Origin of the sequence: Pantoea eucrina (genome assembly GCF_001691555.1) — a bacterium.
GTDB lineage: Bacteria > Pseudomonadota > Gammaproteobacteria > Enterobacterales > Enterobacteriaceae > Pantoea > Pantoea borealis.
Genome location: NZ_MAYN01000008.1, coordinates 1,661,553 through 1,685,644 on the forward strand (window position 1 = coordinate 1,661,553; position 24,092 = coordinate 1,685,644).

Genomic DNA, 24,092 nt, shown 5'->3' on the forward strand with positions numbered 1-24,092 from the left:
TGTTATAACATAACACATAAATCAGCACAGTACACCCTGACAGATGGCTGGCAAAAGCAGCTGTTTAAGCGTGGGCGTCTTGCCAGAATTCATGCCCGCGGAGCCGCAGAATGGGCCGCCGCGATCGGTGACGATCGCGGCGGCTGAGGATTACGCGTTCAGCGCTTTGGTGATTTTCTCATAGAGATCGCCGGAGAGATTATCCAGCGCTTTTAGCTGCTGCAGCGCCTGACGCATGAGCGCCTGACGTCCCGCATCGTAGCGTTTCAGGCGGATCAGGGGCTCAATCATGCGTGCGGCCACCTGTGGGTTACGCGTGTTGAGATCGGTCAGCATCTCAACCAGGAACTGATAGCCGCTGCCATCCTGTGCATGAAACGCCGCCGGGTTACCCGCCGCGAATGCGCCAATCAGCGCCCGGATGCGGTTAGGGTTACCCATGGTAAAGGAGCGATGGTTCAGCAGCGCCCGTACGTTGCGTAACACCTCTGGCGCCGGGCTGGTCGCCTGCAGCATAAACCATTTATCCATTACCAGACCGTCCTGATGCCAGCGCTCATCCCAGGCAGCCAGCAGCGCATCGCGGCACGGCAGCTGCGCCATCACCGCAGCTGAAAGTGCTGCCAGCGCATCGGTCATATTCGTGGCGTGCGCATACTGCGCCTGAACCAGCCGATCGGCCTGCGTCGTATCGCCCAGCGCCAGATAGCTCAGGCAGACATTTTTCAGCGCGCGCCGGCCAATTTCTGCATGCTCAACGCGATATTCACTGCTCTGGCTGGCCAGATAGAGCGCATAGCACTCATCGTTCAGCTCGTTTGCCAGCGTGCGCATCAGCGCATGGCGTACGGCGGCAATCGCCTGTGGATCGATGATGTCGAACAGCTCTGCCATCTCATTTTCTGATGGCAGAGTCAGGATCAGCGCCATCAGCGCCGGATCGCCCTGCTCATCCAGCAGCACCGCGCGGAAAGCGTCAGCGACGTGCAGAGGCAGCGACAGCGGCTGGCCCTGCTGGTAACGCGCAACGTTGAGACGTATATAGGTTGCCAGCAGACTCTGCGCCGCATCCCAGCGGGAGAATTCATTGCGCGCGTGACGCATCAGGAAGGTAAGCTGTGCGTCGCTCCACTTATAGTCCAGTTTTACCGGTGCAGAGAATTCCCGCAGCAGCGATGGCACCGGCTGAAAATAGACGTTATCAAAGACAAAGGTCTGAAACGCCTGCGTCACGTTCAGCACATGATGCACCGGCTGGCCGTTATGCTGCAGCGGGATCACTTTGCCTTCGTTATCGTAGAGTTCAATATCCAGCGGAATGTGCAGCGGCAGCTTCTCCTGACCATCTGCGGTTGGCGGCGTATGCTGGGTGACATGCAGGGTATACTGCTCCAGCTCCGGATTATAATCATCGCGCACGCTCACTACCGGCGTACCTGACTGGCTGTACCAGCGGCGGAACTGCGTTAAGTCTACGCCAGAGGCATCTTCCATCGCCTGGACAAAATCATCGCAGGTTGCCGCACTGCCGTCGTGACGTTCAAAGTAGCACTGCATGCCCTGCTGAAACTTCTCTTCACCCAGCAGCGTATGCATCATGCGGATCACTTCCGATCCCTTCTCATACACCGTCAGGGTATAGAAGTTGTTCATCTCAATCACCTGATCCGGACGGATCGGATGCGCCATCGGGCTGGCATCTTCGGCAAACTGCGCACCGCGCATCACCCGCACGTTATCAATACGGTTCACCGCGCGGGAGCCGAGATCGGAGCTGAACTCCTGATCGCGGAACACCGTCAGACCTTCTTTCAGGCTGAGCTGGAACCAGTCGCGACAGGTCACGCGGTTACCGGTCCAGTTATGGAAATACTCATGGCCGATCACCGCCTCAATGCCGAGATAATCTTTATCGGTCGCGGTTTCCGCTTTTGCCAGCACATATTTGGAGTTGAAGACGTTGAGGCCTTTGTTCTCCATTGCGCCCATATTGAAGAAATCCACCGCGACAATCATAAAGATATCGAGGTCATATTCGAGACCGAAGCGCTCCTCATCCCATTTCATGCTGGCTTTCAGGGAGGTCATCGCCCAGCCGGCCCGATCGAGGTTCCCGCGGTCAACAAAGATCTCCAGCGCGACGTCGCGTCCTGAACGGGTGGTAAAACTGTCGCGCAGCACATCGAAGTCGCCTGCCACCAGCGCAAACAGATAGCAGGGTTTCGGGAACGGATCCTGCCACGTTACCCAGTGACGCCCGTCGTCCAGCTCGCCGCTCTTTAGCTTGTTACCGTTGGAGAGCAGATACGGGTAGCGCACCGGATCGGCCCGGAGCGTGGTGGTAAAGCGCGCCAGCACATCGGGACGATCCAGATACCAGGTAATGTGCCGGAAACCTTCCGCCTCACACTGGGTGCAGAGCGCTTCTCCTGACTGATACAGTCCTTCCAGCGCGCTGTTTTTAGCCGGATGGATCAGGTTTACAATGCGCAGCGTAAAATTGTCAGGCAGCTGGCTGAGGATCAACGCACCCGCCTCTTCGCGATAGTGCGGCCAGGGCGCGCCATCTACCGTCAGCTCAACCAGTGTCAGCGCTTCGCCATCAAGATGCAGACTGGCGTCGGCGGTGCCGAGACGCTTCACCTGGCTGATGGCCGTCACGCGTGTTTCTGTGGCATCCAGATCAAATGTCAGGTCGATGTCTGTAATGGTGTAATCAGGCGCCCGGTAGTCGTGGCGATATTTAATGTGCGGCTGTTGCGTCATATATCCTTCTCGCATCGTTGTTATGTTGAGGCCATCCTGTTGCGGTGGCGCAAATATCTCAAAGTCTAAGCGGCCTGGCGGAGAGTTGCCATGCGCAATGCGCGCCGGCGCAGAAAAGGCTACAATTCAGTAACAATGGCACAATTGACCCTCGACCCGCCACCTGCAAATGTGGTGTGATCGCAGAGATTACTGTTTTATACTCCTGCGTCTTTAGGATTTTGTTAAACACCGGGCTCTGCTCCGCGGAAGAGGATGCTGAAACGCACCATGACTGGACACGCTTCCCCGATTTTGACCACGCTGCTTGATACCGATGCGTACAAGCTTCATATGCAGCAGGCCGTATATCATCGTTACTACGATGTCCCGGTTACCGCAGAATTTCGCTGTCGCAGCGATGAACAGCTTGGCCAGTATGCCGGCGAGATTCGTGCGCAAATTGATACCCTGCAAGAGTTAACCCTGAGCGATGATGAATTTGCCTGGCTCAGTAACCTGCCTTTTTTCCAGCACGACTATCTGACCTGGCTACGCGCCTTTCGCTTCAACCCGGCGCAGGTTGAGGTGCAGGACGAACGCGGCCAGCTGCGCATTCAGATCCGCGGCCCGTGGCGCGAGGTTATTCTGTGGGAAGTGCCGCTGCTGGCGCTGATCAGTGAAGTGGTACACCGCCACCGCACGCCGCAGATCGCCGCAGAGCAGGCGGTCGCACATCTGCAGCAAAAGCTCTCGGCGTTTCGGGCTCAGGTGGCCGATCTCGATATGCCCCGCTTTCAGCTGATGGATTTCGGCACGCGCCGCCGCTATTCGCAGGAAGTGCAGGAGACGATTGTCAGTACGCTAAAAGCAGACTTTCCGTGGCTGGTTGGCACCAGTAATTACGATCTGGCGCGTCGCCTGCAGCTGACGCCGGTTGGCACTCAGGCACACGAGTGGTTCCAGGCACATCAGCAGATCAGCCCGGTACTGGCCAACAGCCAGCGCGCGGCGCTGCAGTCGTGGCTGGATGAATATGATGACCAGCTGGGCATTGCGCTCACTGACTGCATCACCATGGACGCCTTTTTACGCGACTTTGGTCCCGGCTTTGCGCATCGCTATCAGGGGCTGCGCCACGACTCCGGCGATCCGGTTGAGTGGGGTGAAAAAGCCGTTGCGCACTATGAGCGGCTCGGCATTGATCCGCGCAGCAAAACGCTGGTGTTCTCTGACAATCTCAACCTGGATAAAGCGCTGGCGCTTTACCGTCACTTTGGTCAGCGTGCCAACGTTGTATTTGGTATCGGCACGCGCCTGACCTGCGATATTCCGGGCGTAACGCCGCTTAATATCGTGATCAAACTGGTCAGCTGCAACGGCAAACCGGTGGCTAAACTCTCTGACAGCCCGGGTAAAACGATTTGTCAGGATAAAGCCTTTGTCCGTGCGCTGCGCAAAGCATTTGACCTGCCGCTGGTGAAACGCGCCAGCTGACCTGCCCCGGGCAGGGTCCGCTACCCTGCCCGCCGCCATTAAAATCACTCGCTTCCCGCAATTTTGCTTGTTTCCTGATGGCTCACAAGTAACATAGCAACACCCCTGAACGTGGGAGAATTGGCTGTTTCTGCCAGCACTGTGTGTCACCTGTGACGATAGCAAAGTGCGGCGGGACACCTGTTATTTCATCTATATATAGAGAGATTTTTATGAGCGTAGTGCCTGTAGCGGATGTACTGCACGGCCGGGTCGCGGTTGACAGTGAAGTCACCGTACGCGGCTGGGTGCGTACCCGAAGAGATTCCAAAGCCGGTCTTTCCTTTATCGCCGTTTATGACGGTTCCTGCTTTAATCCCGTTCAGGCTGTCGTCAATAATTCTCTGAATAATTATCAGGATGAAGTGCTGCGTCTGACCACCGGCTGCTCGGTCATTGTCACCGGCACCGTGGTGGAATCACCGGGCCAGGGTCAGGCATTTGAGCTGCAGGCCACCCGTGTTGAAGTGACCGGCTGGGTTGACGATCCCGACACTTATCCGATGGCCGCCAAGCGTCATAGCATTGAATATCTGCGCGAAGTGGCTCATCTGCGCCCGCGCACTAACCTGGTAGGCGCCGTCGCGCGCGTACGTCATACTCTGGCGCAGGCGCTGCATCGCTTTTTCCATGAGAACGGCTATTTCTGGGTTTCCACGCCGCTGATCACCGCGTCAGATACTGAAGGCGCTGGCGAGATGTTCCGCGTATCAACGCTGGATATGGAAAACCTGCCGCGCGATCCGCAGGGCAAGGTGGACTATGACAAAGATTTCTTTGGCAAAGAGGCGTTTCTGACCGTATCGGGTCAGCTGAATGCTGAAACCTACGCCTGTGCGCTGTCAAAAGTCTACACCTTTGGCCCGACGTTCCGTGCGGAAAACTCCAACACCAGCCGCCACCTGGCAGAATTCTGGATGCTGGAGCCGGAAGTGGCGTTTGCCACGCTGGATGACGCTGCAGCGCTGGCTGAAGCGATGCTGAAATATGTCTTTAAAGCGGTACTGAACGAACGTGCCGATGACATGGCGTTCTTTGCTGAGCGCGTGGATAAAGACGCCGTGGCGCGCCTTGAGCGTTTTGTTACCACCGATTTTGCTCAGGTAGACTATACCGATGCGGTTGACATTCTGCTGAAGAGCGGTCAGAGCTTCGAAAACCCGGTTTCATGGGGTGTGGATCTCTCTTCTGAACATGAGCGTTATCTGGCCGAGAAACACTTTAAGGCGCCGGTCGTGGTGAAGAACTACCCGAAAGATATTAAAGCGTTCTACATGCGTATGAATGATGACGGTAAAACCGTAGCGGCAATGGACGTGCTGGCACCGGGCATTGGTGAAATCATTGGTGGATCGCAGCGTGAAGAGCGGCTGGATGTGCTGGATGCCCGTCTGGCAGAGATGGGGCTGAATAAAGAGGATTACTGGTGGTATCGCGACCTGCGTCGTTACGGCACCGTACCGCACGCCGGCTTTGGTTTAGGGTTTGAACGTTTGATCGCCTATGTCACCGGCGTACAAAATGTAAGGGACGTTATCCCCTTCCCGCGTACTCCACGCAACGCGAATTTCTGATATCTGGCATTAAATATAAGAAATTCATATATATAACGAGGTCGGCACTGCCGGCCTTTTTTTATTTTTGTAAATTTTGAGATATCTCACAAAGTTCCGTAATTATTACAAATTGTCACACAATTTTTCTTTTTGATACTCAATTAGGAGATTTGAATCATTTTCGGGCTAGAAATAGCAACTGCGGAGTGAAAAGATGCGTGCAGACATACGAGACACCAAACTTCTTTCAGGGTTCCTGTAAAGTTTTCCTGACGGCAGTGGCAGGTGTCCAGATAACTCCAATGAGGGTAATAAATAATGATGAAGCGCAACATTCTTGCAGTGGTTATCCCTGCTCTGTTAGCTGCCGGTGCAGCAAATGCAGCAGAAATCTATAACAAAGATGGCAACAAACTGGACCTCTACGGAAAAGTTGACGCACGCCACACATTCTCTGACGATGCTGGCAACGATGGCGACGCCTCTTATGTGCGCTTTGGTTTCAAGGGTGAAACGCAGATTACCGACCAGCTGACCGGTTACGGCCAGTGGGAATATAACATCCAGGCAAACGTTGCTGAATCTCAGGGTACTGAAGGTTCCAAAACCCGTCTGGGCTTTGCCGGTCTGAAATTTGGCGACTACGGCTCATTCGACTACGGTCGTAACTACGGCGTAGGCTACGATCCACTGGCGTGGACCGACGTTCTGCCAGTCTTCGGCGGCGACTCTGGCCGTTCTGACAACTTTATGCTGGGTCGTTCTAACGGTCTGGCGACCTACCGCAACAGCAACTTCTTTGGCCTGGTTGATGGCCTGGCGTTCGCTGCGCAGTATCAGGGCAAAAACGAAGAGTCCGCCAATGGCCGTAGCGCAGAACGCGCAAACGGCGACGGCTGGGGTACTTCTTTAACCTATACCTCTGACATCGGCGTAGGCATCTCTGCTGCGTACACCTCTTCTGACCGTACCAACGGCCAGCAGGGCGCTTTCTATGGCAACGGCAGCGAGAAAGCTGACGCCTGGTCAACCGCGCTGAAATATGATGCGAACAACGTATACCTGGCTGCGATGTACGGTGAGAGCCGTAACTCAACCTGGATCAGCACTGCTGCTAACGGCGCGACCCCGGCCCTTGCTGGTGCAGTCAACAAAGAGCAGAAGTTTGAAGCCGTTGCTCAGTACCAGTTCGACTTCGGTCTGCGTCCATCCCTGGCTTACGTCCAGTCTAAAGGCAAGGACATCGAGACCTGGGGCGATCAGGACCTGTATAAGTACGTTTCAGTGGGTACTTACTACTACTTCAACAAAAACATGTCTACCTATGTTGACTACCAGATCAACCTGATGGATGACAACGACTTTACCCGCGCAGCTGGCATCACCACTGATGACACCGTAGGCGTAGGCCTGGTTTACCAGTTCTGATCCTGCGGATCAGCACGGTTTAACCTCTTAAAACGGAGCCTCAGGGCTCCGTTTTGCTTTTCAGTGATCCACCTCCCAATTAGTGGCGCTTATATCTGCTAACGGCACAATTCTTTTTGAGATGGGCGGTTGGCAAGCCCCGCGTCTGACGTTAACCTGATAGCTCATTTCGCTAAAGTTCACCCAAACGGAACTGACTCATGTTTGAATCTATCTCTGCCGCACCTGCCGACCCTATTCTGGGGCTGGCCGATCTGTTTCGCGCTGATGACCGTCCGCATAAAATTAATCTGGGCATTGGCGTATATAAAGATGAAACCGGAAAAACGCCGGTGCTGACCAGCGTGAAAAAAGCTGAGCAGTATCTGCTGGAAAATGAGACGACCAAAAACTATCTGAGCATTGACGGGCTGCCCGACTTCGCCCGCTGCACTCAGGCATTGCTGTTTGGCAACGACAGCCCGCTTATCGCCGCGGGCCGCGCCTGCACGGCGCAGACGCCAGGCGGCACCGGCGCCCTGCGCGTCGCAGCGGATTTTCTTGCCACGCAAACCGGTGTTAAACGCGTCTGGGTGAGCAACCCAAGCTGGCCAAACCACAAAAACGTGTTTAACGCTGCCGGTCTTGAGGTATGCGAATATCAGTATTACGACGCTGCAAACCATACGCTGGATTTCGATGGCATGCTGGCGGCGCTGCAGCAGGCGCAGGCGGGCGACGTGGTCCTGTTCCACGGCTGCTGCCACAACCCGACCGGCATTGACCCGACCCGCGAGCAGTGGCAGCAACTTGCAGCGCTGTCACAGGAAAAAGGCTGGCTGCCGCTGTTTGACTTTGCCTATCAGGGCTTTGCACGCGGCCTGGATGAAGATGCGGAAGGCCTGCGCATTTTCGCCGCCACCCATCAGGAGCTGCTGGTTGCCAGCTCTTACTCTAAAAACTTTGGCCTCTATAACGAGCGCGTCGGTGCCCTGACGCTGGTGGCGGCCAGCAGCGACACGGCTAAAACCGCGTTCAGCCAGGTAAAATACAGCATTCGTGCCAACTACTCTAATCCGCCGTCGCACGGTGCTGCTGTTGTCGCCACTATCCTCAGCAATGAGGCGCTGCGTACTATCTGGGTGCAGGAGCTGACCGATATGCGTCAGCGCATTCAGCGTATGCGTCAGCTGTTTGTGAACACGCTGGCGGAGAAAGGCGCACGCCAGGATTTCAGCTTCATTATTAAACAAAACGGCATGTTCTCATTCAGCGGTCTGACCAAAGATCAGGTGGTGCGTCTGCGTGACGAATTTGGCGTGTATGCGGTGAACTCAGGTCGCGTCAACGTGGCAGGCATGACGCCGGATAATATGTCGGCGCTGTGTGAAGCGATAGTCGCGGTACTGTAAGCGGAATGCGTGAACAGGCGGCGGGCGAAGTACTCACCCGCCGCTTTTTTATGGCTACTGCAGGAAAGGATTGCTCAGACGCTCACGTCCCAGCGTGGATACCGGCCCGTGCCCGGGCACAAAAGCAATCCCGTCGCCCAGCGGCAGCAGTTTGGTTTTTATCGCGTTGATCAGATCGCTGTGGCTGCCCTGCGGGAAGTCGGTTCGCCCGATGCCGCCGCTGAAGATCACGTCTCCTGAGATCAGCAGCTTCCCGGCCCGATCAAAAAACACGATGTGCCCCGGCGTATGCCCCGGACAGTGCAGCACCTCCAGCGCCACGTTGCCCAGTTCCACCACCTCACCCTCTTCCAGCCAGCGATCCGGCGTCAGCGGAGCGCACTCCGGCAGACCAAACATCCGGCTCTGCGTGGGCAGATTATCGAGCCAGATCTTGTCCAGCTTATGCGGGCCCGTCACCGGTATCTGAAAATGGGCCGCCAGCTCTGCCGCCGCGCCGGCATGGTCGAGATGGCCATGCGTCAGTAAAATCTGCGCCGGCTTCATGCCACGCTCAGCCAGCACCGCTTTGATGGTTTCCGCGTCGCCGCCGGGATCGACCAGGGCTGCAACCCCCGTCTCTTCATCCCAGATCACTGAGCAGTTTTGTGAAAAGGCGGTAACCGGAATAATGTGATAATTCATAACGCTCCATGGCCGGCACACGCAGCGCTGCCGGCGTCAGGACCAGTGCCTTGCAGGCCCGGTATCGATGTGTACGAAGTTGCTGCGTGGATAATATCCTACACCACCCGCGCGCATAGATAACGCCGCTTTACGCACATTGCTCAGGGCAATGCCCTCAATATGGAAATCCATCGCCTGACCTTTGGTGTGGTAGCTATGCTTCGCCACGCCGGGGCCTGATTCACGCAGCATGTTGTTGGTCGACAGCGTGCGGTAGCCTGAAATGAGCTGTACCGGTTTGCGGGTATCCAGCAGCGCCTGCAGCCGATAGAGCTGGTCAAACAGATGCGGATCGATGCTTTTTACTTTATTTGCGCGGTAGTCGCGGAAAAAGTGATTAAGGCGCGCCAGCTCGTCGCGGTCGTAGCTTTTGCCGTTGAAAAACTCGGTTTTGAGGGTTTCACCGGTATGCATGTTGCTGAGCGTCAGAATACGCGGACGTGACGTTGACACAGAGGCCAGCGCTGAACCGGGAAGCAGGGAGAGGCCTGCTGCTGCGCCGCCAAGCAGCAGTAAGCGGCGACGCTGAGAATCGATATTAGCCATGAAACGAGGTTACCTGAATAAAACACAGTGAATGTGTAAAAAGTACACAAGGCCGCACAGTAACGGCAGCGTGGATATCAGTCAACCCGGAATCTGTCTCAGAATGTACAAAACCCGACCAGAAGCAAATTTCTGGCCGGGTCTGGTTTGCGTTTCACGCCCCGACAATCTGGCGAAAATCAGCACGCTACAGCAGGAGCTGCCCCGCTCTGGCCAGTACCTGGCTGCCGGAACGCGCCGTATTATCATAATTGTAAATATCTGTACGATATTGCGCCTGTCCATCATCGCTGACCCAGGCGGTCAGATAGTAAAGATTTACCGGAATACGATGCCGAATCGGCACATAGCGCGTATCACCCTGTTTCAGGGTGCTGGAGATGCGGCTGTCGTTCCAGCCGGCGTCCTGCAGCAGCAGGTTAGCCAGATCGGACGCTTTATTCACGCGTACGCAGCCGGAGCTGAGCGCACGGATATCGCGCTGAAACAGCCCATGATTAGGGGTATCGTGCAGATAGATGGCGTCTGAGCTCGGCATATTAAATTTATAGCGCCCCAGTGAATTGGTGGCGCCCGGCGCCTGACGGATGCGATACGGGAAACTGGCAGCAGAGACCATCTGCCAGTTGATCATGGTCGGATCGATCACTTCAGCGTCAGCGCTCCAGCCCGACAGCAGCGTATAGCCGTGCCGGTAGAGGTAACCGGGATCCTGCTTCACCTTCGGTACAATATCCTGACGCACCAGCGTGGTCGGCACGTTCCACGGTGGATTCAGCACCACATTGTTCAGCGCGCTGCGCATCAGCGGCGTTTTGCGATCGGGTCGCCCGACAATAACCCGCGATGAGAGCACCGTGCTGCCGTTGTTATAATAGGTCAGCGAATAGTTGGGAATATTCACCATTATTCCGTTATGCATATCATCCGGCAGCAGCCGCAGGCGCTGTATGTTCAGCGCCAGCAGTGAGGCGCGCATCTGCGGTGAGACATTCAGCCACTCGCGGGTGCGCGGACCAATTGCCCCGTCATCCGCCAGCCCCTGCCAGTGCTGAAAGCGCTTGACGCCTTCAACCAGTTCAGCGTCATAAACATTGCTGGCTGCAGGAGGCGTATTGGCCAGAATATTTCCTGCCGGCTGCGGCGCCGGCGTCGGGAGATCGGTCACGCTGGTGGCGGACGGACTCACTGCCACCGGCTGGTTGCTTTCACTGACCGGCACGGTGCCCGCCGGTACTGCATCCTCATCAGGCGCAGGGGTGGTGGTGTGACCGGATGCGGTCAGCATACCGGTTCGCTGGAGAATTTCCCGCAGCGCCGGCACATCATCACTGACCTGCCCCGGACGCAGCGTCGCTTTATCGCGCAGCTGCGGCCAGGGACGGTTATCTGTCAGCAGCGTCTTCAGCGCCGCATGCATCGGCTGATACTGCGGATGCTGCGGCTGCAGTGAGGCCACAAACGCGCGGCTGCCGCCTGCGTTGACCGCGTTCTGCCACTGATTGATCGCTGACAGCGACGGCATGGTGAGCCGGTAGGGCACATTGCTGTAAAGCCAGGTTTCACCCTGCGCCGGTACGCCCGCCACAAACTGCAGGTAACCCAGCATGGCATCGCTCAGCACCACGTCGCGCGCAAAGCCTTTAATGTCCGGATCGGTCAGCCGCTCAACCCAGCGGCTGAACTGTGGCTGCACGCCTGAAAGCGCGACCTCAGCCAGCTGCTGCTGAAACGCCTGTACCGCATCGCGGTCCTGCCAGAGCGGCGCCATTCCGCGCGCTGCATAAAGACCCGCCAGACCCGGCAGGTAAAAAGGGCGATCGCTGGCACTGAATGCCTGCAGGATCTGCTGCTGGCTGGCCGCCACTGACGTGGTGCCGTGCCCGCCGGCTGTCATGCTGGCGGTTTGTGCAGCCTGCCCTGAGGCCAGCGGCACGCCTGCCAGCACAACGCTAAACACCAGCGCCATGCGATTAAATCTGAACATTTTACTCAGCAACATCCCTGCCCCCTTGTTACCTGAGACGCAGCCTGCCCTGTGCGCTGCGTACAACCTGACTTTCATGATGAGTATATAAAGAAAAAACGGCATTCGCCTCTCAGGGCCAATGCCGTTTACAGATTAACGCTGGTTGCGCGGTTTAACCAGACAGGCGCTTAGCTATTTTGCGTTTCCAGCCCCAGCTCGCTTTGCGCCGTTTTTACCGGTGCCGGATCGGCGGAAAAACCACGCAGACCTACCACGTGGACATGCTCCGTATTGTTAAATACTTTACGAACCAGTTTGTACGTGGTGCCCTTTTCCGGACTGATATTTTCCGGGGCGGCGATCACCAGCTGCATCTCCAGGCGCTCACAGAGTTCAAACAGCGTCGCGATTGAGCGGGCATCCAGACGCGCCGCTTCATCAAGGAACAGCAGGCGGCACGGTGAGATATCTTTGCCGCGCAGACGACGCGACTCCTCTTCCCAGCTCTGCACCACCATTACCAGAATCGACATCCCGGTACCAATCGCCTCGCCGGTTGAGAGCGCCCCGCTTTCCGCACGCAGCCAGCCGTCAGAACCCCGGTTTACCTCCACTTCCATCTCCAGATAGTTGCGGTAATCCAGCAGCTCCTCACCAATGGTCTGCGGCGTACGCTGGCCCATATCGATCTGCGGATTAAGACGCTGATAGAGTTTGGCCAGCGCTTCTGAGAATGTCAGCCGGTTACTGGTAAAGAGATCCTGATGCTGCTCGTGCTCTTCGGAGAGCGTGTCCAGTAGCGTGGCGTGCGTTTCGCGTACGTTGACGTTAAGCCGCACGCTTTTCACCTGACCAAAACTCACCGTCTGCAGCCCCTGGTTAAGCTGCCGGATGCGGTTCTGTTCGCGCTGAATAGTCTTGCGAATAATGTTGGCCGCACTGCGTGAGCTGATCGCCAGCGTCTGCTCACGCGCCGTCAGCTCTTCGGTCAGACGGTTGAGTTCAATCTCCATCTGCTCAATCGCCTCGACCGGATCGTCGGTGCGGATAATATCCTGACGGATACGTTCGCGCAGATGCTGATAGACGGCGATAAAGAACTGAATTTTACGCTCCGGACGTTTGGGATCTTCTGACATACGCAGAACATCACGCAGGTGCTCATTATCCGCCACCGCAAGGCGCAGCGCGCCCAGGGCTTTATCGGACATCGAGCGCAGCTCGTCACCGCTCATATAGGCCAGCTCGCGCCGATGCAGCCGTCGCTCCACGCCGTTGTCTTTCACCAGACGCAGCACGGAGCACCAGCCCGCTTTGGCACTGACCACCTGCTCACGCAGTATGCGGTAATCGCGTTCCAGTTTGCGCAGCTTTTTCTGCAGGCTGTCCATTTCTGCTTCGCAGAACGTCAGCTGTTTTTCCAGCTGGTTACGCCGGGCGCGGTTATGACTGAGCGCGGTATAGAGCTCATCGCGCCGGATACGCGCCCGCTCTTCCGCGCTGGCATCGGCATGAACGCCGATATCCTGCATCTCCTGCTGCAGCTCTTTCAGCATGTCGCGTTTGGCATCGTGCGAACTGCGCAGCGAGGCCAGCACCTGCGAGTATTGCGTCAGCTGCGCCTGATGTTCACGCAGGCGTTCACGGGCGCGGCTGCGCTCGCCTTCAGCCTGCTCCAGACGCTGCCGCAGCTTCTCAGAGAGATCGCTGTTGCCGGTCAGCATACCGGCTGAATCGGCATAGCTGAAGTGGGCGCGGCGCTGTACCACTTCCGTCAGCGCAAACGCCTGCTGGCGTGCACTGAGCTGCTGCGCCTGCGCCTGCTGGTAGTCGCGCTGCAGCTGGTCGTGCTGCTGCGGATCGTTCTGCAGCACCGCCACCAGCGACTCCAGCTTGCTGAGTTTGCTGCCGTGCTGGTGCAGAAAGCGTGCCGCCTCCTGCGCCTCTTCGACCCGCTCGCGGATCTCTTCGCAGCGATCCGGCAGGGTGTCATCCAGCAGCAGGTTTACGCGCGGCAGCAGGCGGTTAAGCTGGGCGACGCCGTCGCGCGCCTGTTCAAACTGCGCGCGCTGCTGCTGATTATTACTCTCATGCTGCGCCAGCCCGCGCTCCAGCTCACTGCGCCGGCTATTAAGCTGACGGATTTGCGCTTCCGGATCGTCATCAAACGCAACTGCCAGATGGCTGCCGATAAAGCGGCTGAAAGACTGATGCAGACGCTGCGTTTTCTGTACGTCAAAAGAGAGCGTCGCGTAGCGTTCTGCCAGCCTGTCGCGTTCAATGCCCAGCAGTTCAAGCTGATTTTCACGCGCGGCACGGCCAAACAGCGGCACCTTAGGAAAACGCGAATAGCGCCACTGACGCTCTGCGACTTTCACCACAACGGCCTTATCCAGCTCCTCTACGCTGAATACGCTGTCATCAAAGGATTGCGGATCGCCTTCAATCAGATAGAGATCTTCCGGGCACTCTTCCAGCCCTTCCAGCTGCTCGCGTATCAGCGCGAGATCCGGCACCACGATGGCGTGGCGCGAAGGCCCATAGAGCGCAGAGAAATAGGGTGCATCGTCCAGCGTGACATCGTCATAAATTTCTGACAGCAGTACGCCGCCAAACCGTTCTGCCAGCTGGGTGAGACGCGCATCTTCCGCGCCGCCAGGCTGACTGAGGCGTTCAATCTGCTGCTCAATCTCGCGTTTACGCGCCGCAACTTCATCGCGCTCGACGGTGGTTTCACGCTCGCGCTCCAGCAGCTGCTGCATAAAGGCGGTCACCTGCTGACTGCTGCTCAGCTGCTCACCGGTCTGTTCACTGAGCTGCGTCAGGATCTCCTGAGCGGCCAGCCAGTGCGGTGCGCGGGCCGTCAGCGTTGCGATACGTTCGCGCAGCTGCTCCAGCTCCTGACGCATCTGCATGCGCTGTTCACCAGCTTCTGCAACGGTCGCGCTAAGCTGCTCAATCTGCGCTTCCAGTTCGCGCTGAAGTCCTTCCAGCGCGTCTGCTTCATAATGCTGGCCCTGACGCTTGCAGAACTCTGCCAGCAGGCGTTCAGCTTCATGCTGCTCGCGCAGGCGGCCTTCGGATTCGTTCAGGCGCAGGCGCAGTGACGCCAGCTGGTCAGCATAGTGGCGCTGATTCGCGGCGTCGCGCAGCAGCTGACGGCCCACCTGCCAGGCGTCCTGACGGCTGACATCACCGGCAATACTGGTCACCAGCGCCAGCGCCTGCTCGAACTGGCTGTGCGCGGCTTCCGCCATGCTCAGTTTCTGCTCCAGACGCAGCAGCTGGCTGGTCGCCTCTTCGTCGCGTGCCTGGAACGTCTCCAGCCAGTCAGCGGCGTTATCAATGGTCAGATCCGGCAGCTGACAGCGCGTACGCGCTTTTTCCAGCGCCTGCAGCGCCTGCTGATACTGAATAGAGCGCGTCTGCTGAACATCCAGCGCCTGCTGGAAATCAGCCAGCTGACTTTTCAGCTCATCCACTTCAATCTCTGCCGCTTCGGCGCGCGCCTCATTCTCTTCCTGAAGCTCACGCGCTTCAGCAACGACCTCATTCTGCTCTTCCAGCCGGTAGCTCAGCTCTTCCAGATCGGCATCATAACGCGCGATTTTCTCCTGCTGGCGCATCGCGGTCTGTACCAGATTGAGATGATCGCTGGCCGCCTGATAATCGATCTCCAGATCGCTTTCCGCGGCGCTGTGCTCAGCCAGCTCACGCGCCATTTCCACGTGACGATACTGCTCCGACACCAGCTGATTGCGGCTGCTGAACAGCTCATTACGCAGCTGCAGCGCCCCGTCCAGATGCACACGCCGTTCGTTTGCATGGCGCATATAGTCAGCTGAAACGTAGCTGGTTGCTTCGGAGATCAGATGTTTAAACAGATCGCGATCGGACTGGGTGACGCGAATCGCTTCCAGCGTCATGCGGTTTTCACGCAGTGCCGCTTCCATATCCTGAAACGCTTTACGCACGCCGCCGTTTTCCGGCAGCAGATAGTCACGCAGCGAACGGGTGATGGCGCTGGAGATACCGCCGTAGAGGGACGCCTCAATAAGCCGGTAGAATTTACTGCGATCGCTGGCAGAACGCAGGCGACGCGGCACCACGCCGAGTTCAAACAGCATCGCGTGATAGTCAGTAATGGAGTTGTACTGACGGAACTGCACCCCTTCCTGCGCCTCAACGCGATCCTTAACCTCGGTCAGCGGCAGCACGCGCGCCTGACGGCTGTTGAGGATCTCGGTCAGCATGTCTGTGGGCAGCGCATCGGCGGGCAGACCATGAATACTGAACGGTTTGATATCCACTTTCTTATCGCGTCCGGCAACCTGCTGCAGACGCACCCCGACCACAACGCGCTGGTGGCGTGAATTGACCACATCCAGCACCGAATAGCAGACGCCGGCGCGCAGCTTGCCGTGAAGCCCCTTGTCGCGGGAGCCTGAAGTAGCACCCGCTTCCGTTGTATTACGGAAGTGCAGCAGGGTTAAATCGGGGATCATCGCCGTAACAAATGCGGCCATGGTGGTGGATTTACCGGCACCGTTACCGCCGGAAAGCGTGGTGACCAGCTCATCGAGATCAAAGGTGCGGGCAAAAAAGCCATTCCAGTTGATCAGTGTCAGCGAACGAAACTTACCGCGTTCAATCATGCCTGCTTCTCCTCCGCGTTATCGGTCGCATCACCTGTGTCCGCATGTTCATTCTCCTGATCCGCCTCATCGGCTGTAGCAGAAACGGCAGCCTCTTCGGGCGTCATCGCTTCACCGACCCGGATCAGACGCAGCTGCGCCTCGCGCGGATCGTCGCCGCTGCGGACGTCAGCACCAAAGCGAAAGACTGATTCCATAATGCGAAATTTGCTGCTGTCGTTACCCATAAACCACACCATCCCCAGGCGGCGCAGACGGCTCAGCGAGGCGCGCATCTTCTCCTGCAGACGGGTGCGATCGAGATCGGAACCGGTCGAACGCTGATTAACCAGCTTGAGCAGCTTGTGTTCATCCGCCAGCGACAGCAGCTCATCATAGAGCTCCTGCTGGGTAAAAATCCCCTCGTTTGCCAGGCGCTCCGGGCTGAGATAGAGATAACAGAGAATTTTGCCTACCATCATATCCAGCTCGGAGAGCACTGAGCGTGGAATCAGCGTGGTTGAGCGCGGCCGCAGATAGAAAAAGCCTTCTGGCGCGCGGATCAGCTCCACGTTATAGCGGGCATAAAACTCTTCGAGATAGTTTTGGTAATCCATCAGAAAAGCGTGATTATCCAGCTCTTCGATACCGATATGCCGGCCCGCGCGCAGCTGACTGTCGAGCGCCGGAAAAAGAGGGTTGGCCAGCGCCAGTGCCAGTTTAACCGGCATCACTTGTTCAATATTTGTCGATGACATGCGCCTGCACCTTGGCTCCGTAATCATTAATGGTCTGCCATTCTGCTGGCAAACCGGCTAAATCTGCTTCAGCAACGCCCAGCCGCACCGCCTGATCGATCACGATACGCGCCAGATCGAAATGGCGCGCACGCGGATATTGCGCAAGGTATTCACGCATGACGGTGGCAAGGTGCAGCGGTTTTTGCTCACGGCGATACACAGCCAGCGCCTCTTCAATCATGGCGGCCAGCTGCTCGCGGATCTCGTTAAACTCTTCATACTCCATTTCCGGCGGAAGCTCGCCCATGACCTCGTCGTTACGCAGCGTCATCTCTTCATCGCGCATATCGAGCAGGCGGTCAGCGCTGGCGTAAGTCAGCATCCACGGCCGATCAAAATAGTTCTGTACCGACTGACGCAGTCGCTGAGCAAAGACCCGGTTCTTATCCATATCAATCGCAGTACGGATAAACTTGTGTACGTGACGGTCATAGCCGATCCAGAGGTCAATCGCCTGCTGGCCCCAGCTGATGATGCGATCGAGTTTGTTCTGCAGGTCATAAACCAGTTTATCGACAAAGCCGAGATCGGGACTGCTCAGCGTGGCATCCTGAATGCGCAGCAGGTTTGCCTGCAGCTTATCGCCTGCGGCCTCCAGCGTATCCTGCAGTTCACGCAGCGTGCCGGAAGTTTCAGAGAGCAGCAGTTCACAGCTGGAGATCGCGGCGCGCCAGTCTTTATTGAGCAGCGCGGCAATATCATTTTTTACCGTCTGCTGCTGCTCATCCATCAGACGCTGCGTCATATCAATGCTGTCAAAAATCTCCGCAACGGAATATTTCAGCGGGGCAAATACGTTGCGGTGCCAGTGAAATTCATCACCATCTTCTTCAGCGGCATCCGCAGCGCGCTTCAGCTCCTGACCCACAATTGAGAGCTGCATCGAGAGACGCAGCGTGGAGAATTCGCGCTGGCGGATATAGTAGTCAGTGATGCCAATTCCCAGCGGCGTCAGGCGGTAGATAGCGTGCCCTTCAGACACTTCGCTGGTAAACCGGTTAATCAGCCGCTGCCGGACCAGATCGTTAATCGCATTGTTCGCACGTACCTGTACGGTTTCATGCGTCTGTTCAAACGCTTTGCTGACGTGACGAAACGCGTCAGTCAGTTCACCTTCACTCATCTCACCGTCCATGCGCTCACCGTTGAGGGTGGCAATGGCCAGCAAAAAGGCCAGACGTTCTACCGGCAGCGCAAGCGAAAAATCGTTTTTGCGTGCCCAGGCCACCAGTTCTGGCACCGTCTGGGAAAAATCGCTCATAGTTGATCCTTTTACCTGGGTTTGCGCGCCGTCACATGGATATAACGCCCTAAGCTTAAAAAGGGCTCCTGACGACAGTAGCGCCGCTCCATTTCAATAATCTCTTCCACGCTCTTACCTGTACCGGGCTGCGGCTTCATGTAGTCACTGAACACACGAATACCGGTGCGCTGTTCAATCACAAAACCGCACTGCGTCAGCCACTGATAAACATCCTGCGGCTCGCGCGGAAAATCGGGCGACAGGGTACGCTTTTTGCGTTTGGTCATGTTGGCGCGCAGGTAGCCGAAATTGCCCAGCGTAAGCGTGCGGAACGTCAGCCCGTGCGCGTTATAAAACATCAGTGAAAGCACGCCGCCCGGCTTCAGTGTCTGCCACAGCGCCTGCAGCACGGCCTGCGGATCGGCGACCCACTCCAGCACCGCGTGAAACAATACCAGATCGACTGGCGTATCCAAATGCTCGCCCACCTGCTGGGCGCTGATTTGCCGAAACTGCATGTTGTGACTGACGCCGGCTTCCTGCGCATGTGCCGCAGCCAGTTTCAGCATCTCAGCGGAGAGATCGCACAGCATAACCTGATGCCCGCGTGCAGCGAGTCCGCTGGAGATTTGCCCCACGCCGCCGCCGGCATCCAGTACTGACAGCGGCCCGGCAGGCAGCGACGGCAGCAGCGCCTCCAGCTCATCCCACAGGATGGCCTGACGCACCAGCCCTTTGCGGGTGCCGTAAATGTTTTGCGAGAATTTATCCGCCAGATCGTCGAAATTACGATCCTGCATGGTGTGCGCTCCGGTTTGCGGCAGTTAACTTATGCTATTTTGTCACAGGCTCACCAGGAATGAACCTTTCACGCTGCAGTAACTGTCTGGCTGCTGTTTTTTCAGACAAAAGGAGTAAAAAAGGATGTTATTTGCCTTAAAAAAAATCATCGGCGGTTTGCTTCTGCCTTTGCCGCTGCTGTTACTGCTCATGGGTGCCGGACTTTTACTGCTCTGGCTTACGCGCTGGCAGAAAAGCGCCAAAGTTTTACTCTCTGTCAGCTGGCTGCTGCTGCTGTTGCTGAGCCTGCAGCCGGTGGCCGATCGTTTGCTGCTGCCGCTGGAAAACCGCTACCCGACGTGGAACGGCACGGCGCCGGTGGCCTGGATTGTGGTGCTGGGCGGCGGCTATACCTGGAACCCTGACTGGGCACCAGGCTCCAACCTGATAGGCAACAGCCTGCCGCGCGTGACCGAGGGCGTGAGGCAGTGGCGACGTAATCCGCAGGCAAAGATGATCTTTACCGGTGCAGCGGCGGGCCGGAATCCGCGCAGCAACGCAGCGGTTGCTGCCGATGTCGCGATAAGTCTTGGCGTGCCGCGTAACGCCATCATTACGCTTGATTCGCCGAAAGATACCGCCGAAGAGGCGCAGGCGGTGAAACACATTACGGGCAGCAGCGCATTTCTGCTGGTCACCTCTGCAAATCATCTGCCGCGCGCGATGGCTTTTTTCCACCACGCCGGGCTGGCACCGATTCCGGCGCCGGCCAATCAGATGGCGATCGTCTCGCCGCTTAACAGCTGGGAGCGCGCGCTGCCCTCGCCACTCTGGCTGAGCCACAGTGAACGGGCCATCTATGAGACGCTGGGACAGATCTGGCAGCACCTGCGCGGTCAGTCGGGCAGCCGTGACGACGCTGCACCCTGATTTCTGAAAGAGAAAGTATCAGACAGAGCCAGCGGCGTTGCGCCTGCTGGCCTGATAGTGAGATTAGCGCTGCATCGCCGCGCGGACGCGCGCCAGATCGTCTGGTGTATCCACGCCCACGCTCGGAACCGTTGTGGCAACGGCCACATGGATTTTTTCGCCATACCAGAGCACGCGCAGCTGCTCCAGTAGTTCAATCTGCTCCAGCGCACAGGGCTGCCAGGCAACGTAGCGGCGAATAAAGCCGGCGCGATAGGCATAAATGCCAATATGACGCAGCAGCGTATCCCCTGCATGCTCACGCGACTGCGCATACCGCTCGCGATCCCAGGGAATGGTGGCACGCGAAAAATAGAGCGCATAGCCCTGCCGGTCGGTCACTACTTTAACCGCGTTCGGGTTAAACGCCTCATCGGCATCAGCGATTGGCACCGCCAGCGTAGCCATACCGGCCTCTGCCGCAGCGAGGTTCTCTGCCACCTGACGTACGATCCCGGCCGGGATCATCGGTTCATCACCCTGAACGTTAACAATGATAGTGTCATCGTCAAAGTTGCAGGCTTCAATGACCTCCGCCAGCCGCTCGGTACCGGACTGATGATCGGCCCGCGTCATACAGACCTCCCCGCCGGCCGCAGTCACTGCCGCGGCCACTTCAGGATGATCGGTCGCGACAATCACGCGATCGGCTCCTGACTCCCGTGCGCGCTCCATAACGTGCACGACCATGGGCTTACCATGAATATCGACCAGCGGTTTACCCGGCAGACGCGTTGAGGCGTAGCGCGCCGGAATAATGGCAACAAAACTCATGGATGGATCTCTTCAGCCGTCAGCGTCCGCGCTTCGGTTTCCAGCAGCACCGGAATGCCATCCCGGACCGGGAATGCCAGTCCGTCAGGTTTGCAGATAAGTTCCTGCTGCGCCTTATTGAAGTAGAGCTTTCCGTTACACACCGGACAGGCCACAATCTCAAGTAAACGGTGATCCATACTTTTCTCCTTTCAGGATCGGGGTCAGATAGCCAGCATACCATAGCGGTTGCCAGACACTATTACGCGCCGCGGCCCAGCCGGGTGATATCGTCAAGCAGCGGTGCCAGCGCCGCGCCGGAAAGCTGCGCCTCTACCGGCAGATACCACCAGTTGTCGCGCGCAAATCCACGGCACTTCACCGCATCTTTCTCGGTCATCAGCAGACACTGTCCGCTCAGCGTCAGGCCGGCAAGCTCTGGCTCGCTGTAAGCGTGATGATCGGCAAACGCGATCTCCGCCACTGTTTTAACGCCCTGCTGCTGCAGCGTGGCGAAAAAGCGCGGTGGATGACCGATGCCGGCCATCGCCACAATCTCTGGCAATGTACTCAGCGCAGCGGTTTCGCCTGATAACAGATTCACCGCCAGCCCCGGCTGCAGCGTCATGGCAATTTCCGTCCCGGTTGCGTGGCCGCCATTAACGATCACCGCATCCACCTGCTGCAGACGGTGCGCCCGCTCACGCATGGGTCCGGCGGGTAACCACCAGCCGTTGCCAAAGCGGCGCATACCATCCACCACCACAATTTCGCGATCGCGCTGCAGCGCATAGTGCTGCAGACCATCATCTGTAATGATGATATCCAGCGAATGCGCCGCCAGCAGCGCTTCAATGGCCTGACGGCGCCGGGGCGCTACGGCCACCGGTACGCCAGTGCGCTGCGCAATCAGTACGGGTTCATCCCCTGCTTCTGCCGTTGAGGTTTTCTCTGTTACCAGCAGCGGATAGTGTGCCGCTTTACCGCCGTAACCGCGTGACACCACACCCGGACGCAGACCGCGCGCCTGCAGCGCTTCCACCAGCCAGATCACTACCGGCGTTTTGCCGTTGCCCCCTGCCGTCAGGTTGCCTACCACAATTACCGGACGCGGTGCCCGCCAGCTTTTTTGCCAGCCACGCTGATAGCTCAGGCGAATCAGCCAGGTGATGGCGCCATACAGCAGACTGAATGGCCATAAAAGCAGCCACAGCGGCGAGCGTCCGCTCCAGATGCGTTCAATCATTGACCGAACTGTAACTTATGCAGCTGCGCATAAGCCCCTTTCTCTGCCAGCAGCAGTTCGTGCGTACCGCGTTCAACAATACGGCCATCTTCGACCACAACGATCTCATCCGCTTTTTCAATCGTAGAGAGGCGGTGTGCAATTACCAGCGAGGTCCGGTTTTTCTGCAGCTCATCCAGCGCCGACTGAATGGCGCGTTCTGACTCCGTATCCAGCGCAGATGTCGCCTCATCCAGAATCAGAATCGGGCAGTCACGCAGCAGCGCGCGCGCAATCGCAATACGCTGGCGCTGACCGCCTGAAAGCAGCACGCCGTTTTCACCAATCACCGTATCCAGGCCTTTATCCATTTTGTTAATGAAGTCCATGGCATGCGCCATGGTGGCGGCCTGTTCAATCTGTGCCCGGCTATAGTCACCGTTGCGCGCATAAGCAATGTTGTTCGCGATGGTGTCATTAAACAGATGCACATTCTGCGATACCAGCGCCACCTGATTACGCAGCGAGCGCAGGGTGTATTCGCGCAGATCGTGCCCATCCAGCAGAATTTCGCCGGAATCGATATCATAAAAGCGCGTCAGCAGGCTGGCCATGGTGGATTTACCCGAGCCGGAACGGCCCACCAGTGCGACCGTTTTACCCGCTGGCAGCGTCAGGTTGATATCACGCAGCGCCGGGATCTCACGCCCCGGGTAGGTAAAGGTCACGTTGCGGAACTCAACGTCGCCTTTAGCCCGCTCAATCGTGCGCGTGCCGTTATCCACTTCCTGCTCACTGTCGAGGATGGAGAACAGCGTCTGGCAGGCTGCCATACCGCGCTGGAACTGAGCGTTGACGTTCGTCAGCGATTTCAGCGGCCGCATCAGGGCAATCATCGAAGAGAAAACCACGGTAATGGTACCGGCGGTCAGCGTTTCCATCACGCTGGGAAAACTGGCGGCATAGAGCACAAATGCCAGCGCCAGGGAGGCGATAAGCTGGATCACCGGATCGGAGATGGAGGAGGCAGATACCAGCTTCATCCCCTGCTGACGCATTTTGTTGCTGACCTGAGAGAAACGTTCCGCTTCCACTTCCTGACCGCCAAAAATCAGCACTTCTTTATGCCCTTTCAGCATCTGTTCTGCGCTGGTAGTGACCTGGCCCATGGTGTTCTGCATGTTTCGGCTGATGTTGCGAAAGCGCTTTGAAACGGTGCGGATAGCGAACGAGACCAGCGGTGCCAGCAGGATCAAAATCAGTGAGAGCTGCCAGCTGTAGTAGAACATCATGATAAACAGGCCGATGATCGAGGCGCCTTCGCGCACCACGGTTACCAGGGCACTGGATGAGGAGGAAGCCACCTGTTCTGAGTCATAGGTGATACGCGACAATAGCGTGCCGGTGGACTGCTGATCAAAGAATGCCACCGGCATTCCCATCATGTGCCCGAACAGACGGCGACGCATATTCATCACTACATTACCGGAGACCCAGGAGATGCAGTAGCTGGAGATATAGCTGGTGACGCCACGTATCAGCATCAGGCCCATAACAGCCAGTGGCATCCACAACAGAACAGATTTGTCCGCTTTACCGAAACCATCATCCAGTAAAGGTTTCAACAGGGAGAGCATTAGGGTGTCGCCTGCCGCATTAAGCACCAGTGCCACAGCGGAGACGATAAGGCCAGCTTTATGCGGCGCAATCATTGGCCAGAGCCGGCGGAATGTCTGCCAGGTTGAGAGATCTTTGTCTTGATGCATTATTTATTCACGCTGTTTGAAATAG

17 protein-coding genes are annotated in these 24,092 nt (G+C 57.3%); 5 read left to right on the plus strand and 12 right to left on the minus strand.

The features are described 5' to 3' along the window. Positions 1-150: 150 nt before the first annotated feature. Positions 151-2,766 carry an aminopeptidase N gene (gene pepN, locus BBA90_RS14000; RefSeq protein WP_065649683.1) on the minus strand — a complete coding sequence of 872 codons (2,616 nt, stop codon included), beginning with the start codon at positions 2,764-2,766 and terminating at the stop codon, positions 151-153. Positions 2,767-3,036: 270 nt separating this feature from the next. On the opposite strand from pepN, the gene pncB reads away from it, so the two are divergent. From pncB to BBA90_RS14020, 4 genes are all read left to right on the plus strand, one after another. After that, positions 3,037-4,242, plus strand: coding sequence for a nicotinate phosphoribosyltransferase (gene pncB, locus BBA90_RS14005; RefSeq protein ID WP_065650487.1), 1,206 nt, complete (start codon positions 3,037-3,039; stop codon positions 4,240-4,242). Between the two features lie 212 nt (positions 4,243-4,454). Then, entirely contained in the window at positions 4,455-5,855 is a 1,401-nt protein-coding gene (asnS, locus tag BBA90_RS14010; RefSeq protein ID WP_065649684.1) for an asparagine--tRNA ligase, read from the plus strand. 300 nt (positions 5,856-6,155) lie between these two features. Continuing rightward, complete coding sequence (gene ompC, locus BBA90_RS14015) at positions 6,156-7,265, plus strand: porin OmpC (protein ID WP_065649685.1); 1,110 nt, start codon at positions 6,156-6,158, stop codon at positions 7,263-7,265. Positions 7,266-7,465: 200 nt separating this feature from the next. Continuing rightward, positions 7,466-8,656 (plus strand): amino acid aminotransferase, encoded by a 1,191-nt coding sequence (locus BBA90_RS14020; RefSeq protein WP_065649686.1) that lies wholly within the window; start codon positions 7,466-7,468, stop codon positions 8,654-8,656. Positions 8,657-8,710: 54 nt separating this feature from the next. Here the strand turns inward: BBA90_RS14020 and BBA90_RS14025 are convergent, their stop codons facing one another. The 7 genes from BBA90_RS14025 to cmoM form a co-directional block, all read right to left on the minus strand. Next, the gene (locus BBA90_RS14025) at positions 8,711-9,340 is read right to left on the minus strand and encodes an MBL fold metallo-hydrolase (RefSeq protein WP_065649687.1); all 630 of its coding nucleotides are present in this window, start codon (positions 9,338-9,340) and stop codon (positions 8,711-8,713) included. Between the two features lie 36 nt (positions 9,341-9,376). Beyond that, positions 9,377-9,928: a YcbK family protein gene (locus BBA90_RS14030; protein WP_039383591.1), complete on the minus strand. Its 552-nt coding sequence runs from the start codon at positions 9,926-9,928 to the stop codon at positions 9,377-9,379. Positions 9,929-10,115: 187 nt separating this feature from the next. Beyond that, positions 10,116-11,930 (minus strand): L,D-transpeptidase, encoded by a 1,815-nt coding sequence (ldtD, locus tag BBA90_RS14035; protein WP_065649688.1) that lies wholly within the window; start codon positions 11,928-11,930, stop codon positions 10,116-10,118. A 155-nt stretch (positions 11,931-12,085) separates the two neighbouring features. Continuing rightward, positions 12,086-16,552 carry a chromosome partition protein MukB gene (gene mukB / locus BBA90_RS14040; RefSeq protein ID WP_065649689.1) on the minus strand — a complete coding sequence of 1,489 codons (4,467 nt, stop codon included), beginning with the start codon at positions 16,550-16,552 and terminating at the stop codon, positions 12,086-12,088. Next, a complete protein-coding gene (gene mukE / locus BBA90_RS14045) occupies positions 16,549-17,289 on the minus strand; it encodes a chromosome partition protein MukE (RefSeq protein ID WP_065649690.1) in 741 nt (246 codons plus the stop codon). The genes mukB and mukE overlap by 4 nt, the downstream gene beginning before the upstream one ends. Further along, a complete protein-coding gene (mukF, locus tag BBA90_RS14050) occupies positions 17,270-18,592 on the minus strand; it encodes a chromosome partition protein MukF (protein ID WP_065649691.1) in 1,323 nt (440 codons plus the stop codon). Before mukF ends, mukE begins: the two co-directional genes overlap by 20 nt. An 11-nt stretch (positions 18,593-18,603) precedes the next feature. After that, the gene (cmoM, locus tag BBA90_RS14055) at positions 18,604-19,374 is read right to left on the minus strand and encodes a tRNA uridine 5-oxyacetic acid(34) methyltransferase CmoM (RefSeq protein ID WP_065649692.1); all 771 of its coding nucleotides are present in this window, start codon (positions 19,372-19,374) and stop codon (positions 18,604-18,606) included. 124 nt (positions 19,375-19,498) lie between these two features. Here cmoM and elyC point away from each other — a divergent pair, with 124 nt between their 5' ends. Continuing rightward, positions 19,499-20,284, plus strand: coding sequence for an envelope biogenesis factor ElyC (gene elyC / locus BBA90_RS14060; RefSeq protein ID WP_065649693.1), 786 nt, complete (start codon positions 19,499-19,501; stop codon positions 20,282-20,284). A 63-nt stretch (positions 20,285-20,347) separates the two neighbouring features. Here elyC and kdsB read toward each other — a convergent pair whose 3' ends face one another. From kdsB to msbA, 4 genes are all read right to left on the minus strand, one after another. Next, positions 20,348-21,097 carry a 3-deoxy-manno-octulosonate cytidylyltransferase gene (gene kdsB / locus BBA90_RS14065; RefSeq protein WP_065649694.1) on the minus strand — a complete coding sequence of 250 codons (750 nt, stop codon included), beginning with the start codon at positions 21,095-21,097 and terminating at the stop codon, positions 20,348-20,350. Continuing rightward, positions 21,094-21,276 carry a Trm112 family protein gene (locus tag BBA90_RS14070; RefSeq protein WP_039383570.1) on the minus strand — a complete coding sequence of 61 codons (183 nt, stop codon included), beginning with the start codon at positions 21,274-21,276 and terminating at the stop codon, positions 21,094-21,096. Before BBA90_RS14070 ends, kdsB begins: the two co-directional genes overlap by 4 nt. A 62-nt stretch (positions 21,277-21,338) precedes the next feature. Then, positions 21,339-22,322: a tetraacyldisaccharide 4'-kinase gene (gene lpxK / locus BBA90_RS14075; RefSeq protein WP_065649695.1), complete on the minus strand. Its 984-nt coding sequence runs from the start codon at positions 22,320-22,322 to the stop codon at positions 21,339-21,341. Beyond that, entirely contained in the window at positions 22,319-24,067 is a 1,749-nt protein-coding gene (gene msbA, locus BBA90_RS14080) for a lipid A ABC transporter ATP-binding protein/permease MsbA (RefSeq protein ID WP_065649696.1), read from the minus strand. Before msbA ends, lpxK begins: the two co-directional genes overlap by 4 nt. Between the last annotated feature and the right edge of the window lie 25 nt (positions 24,068-24,092).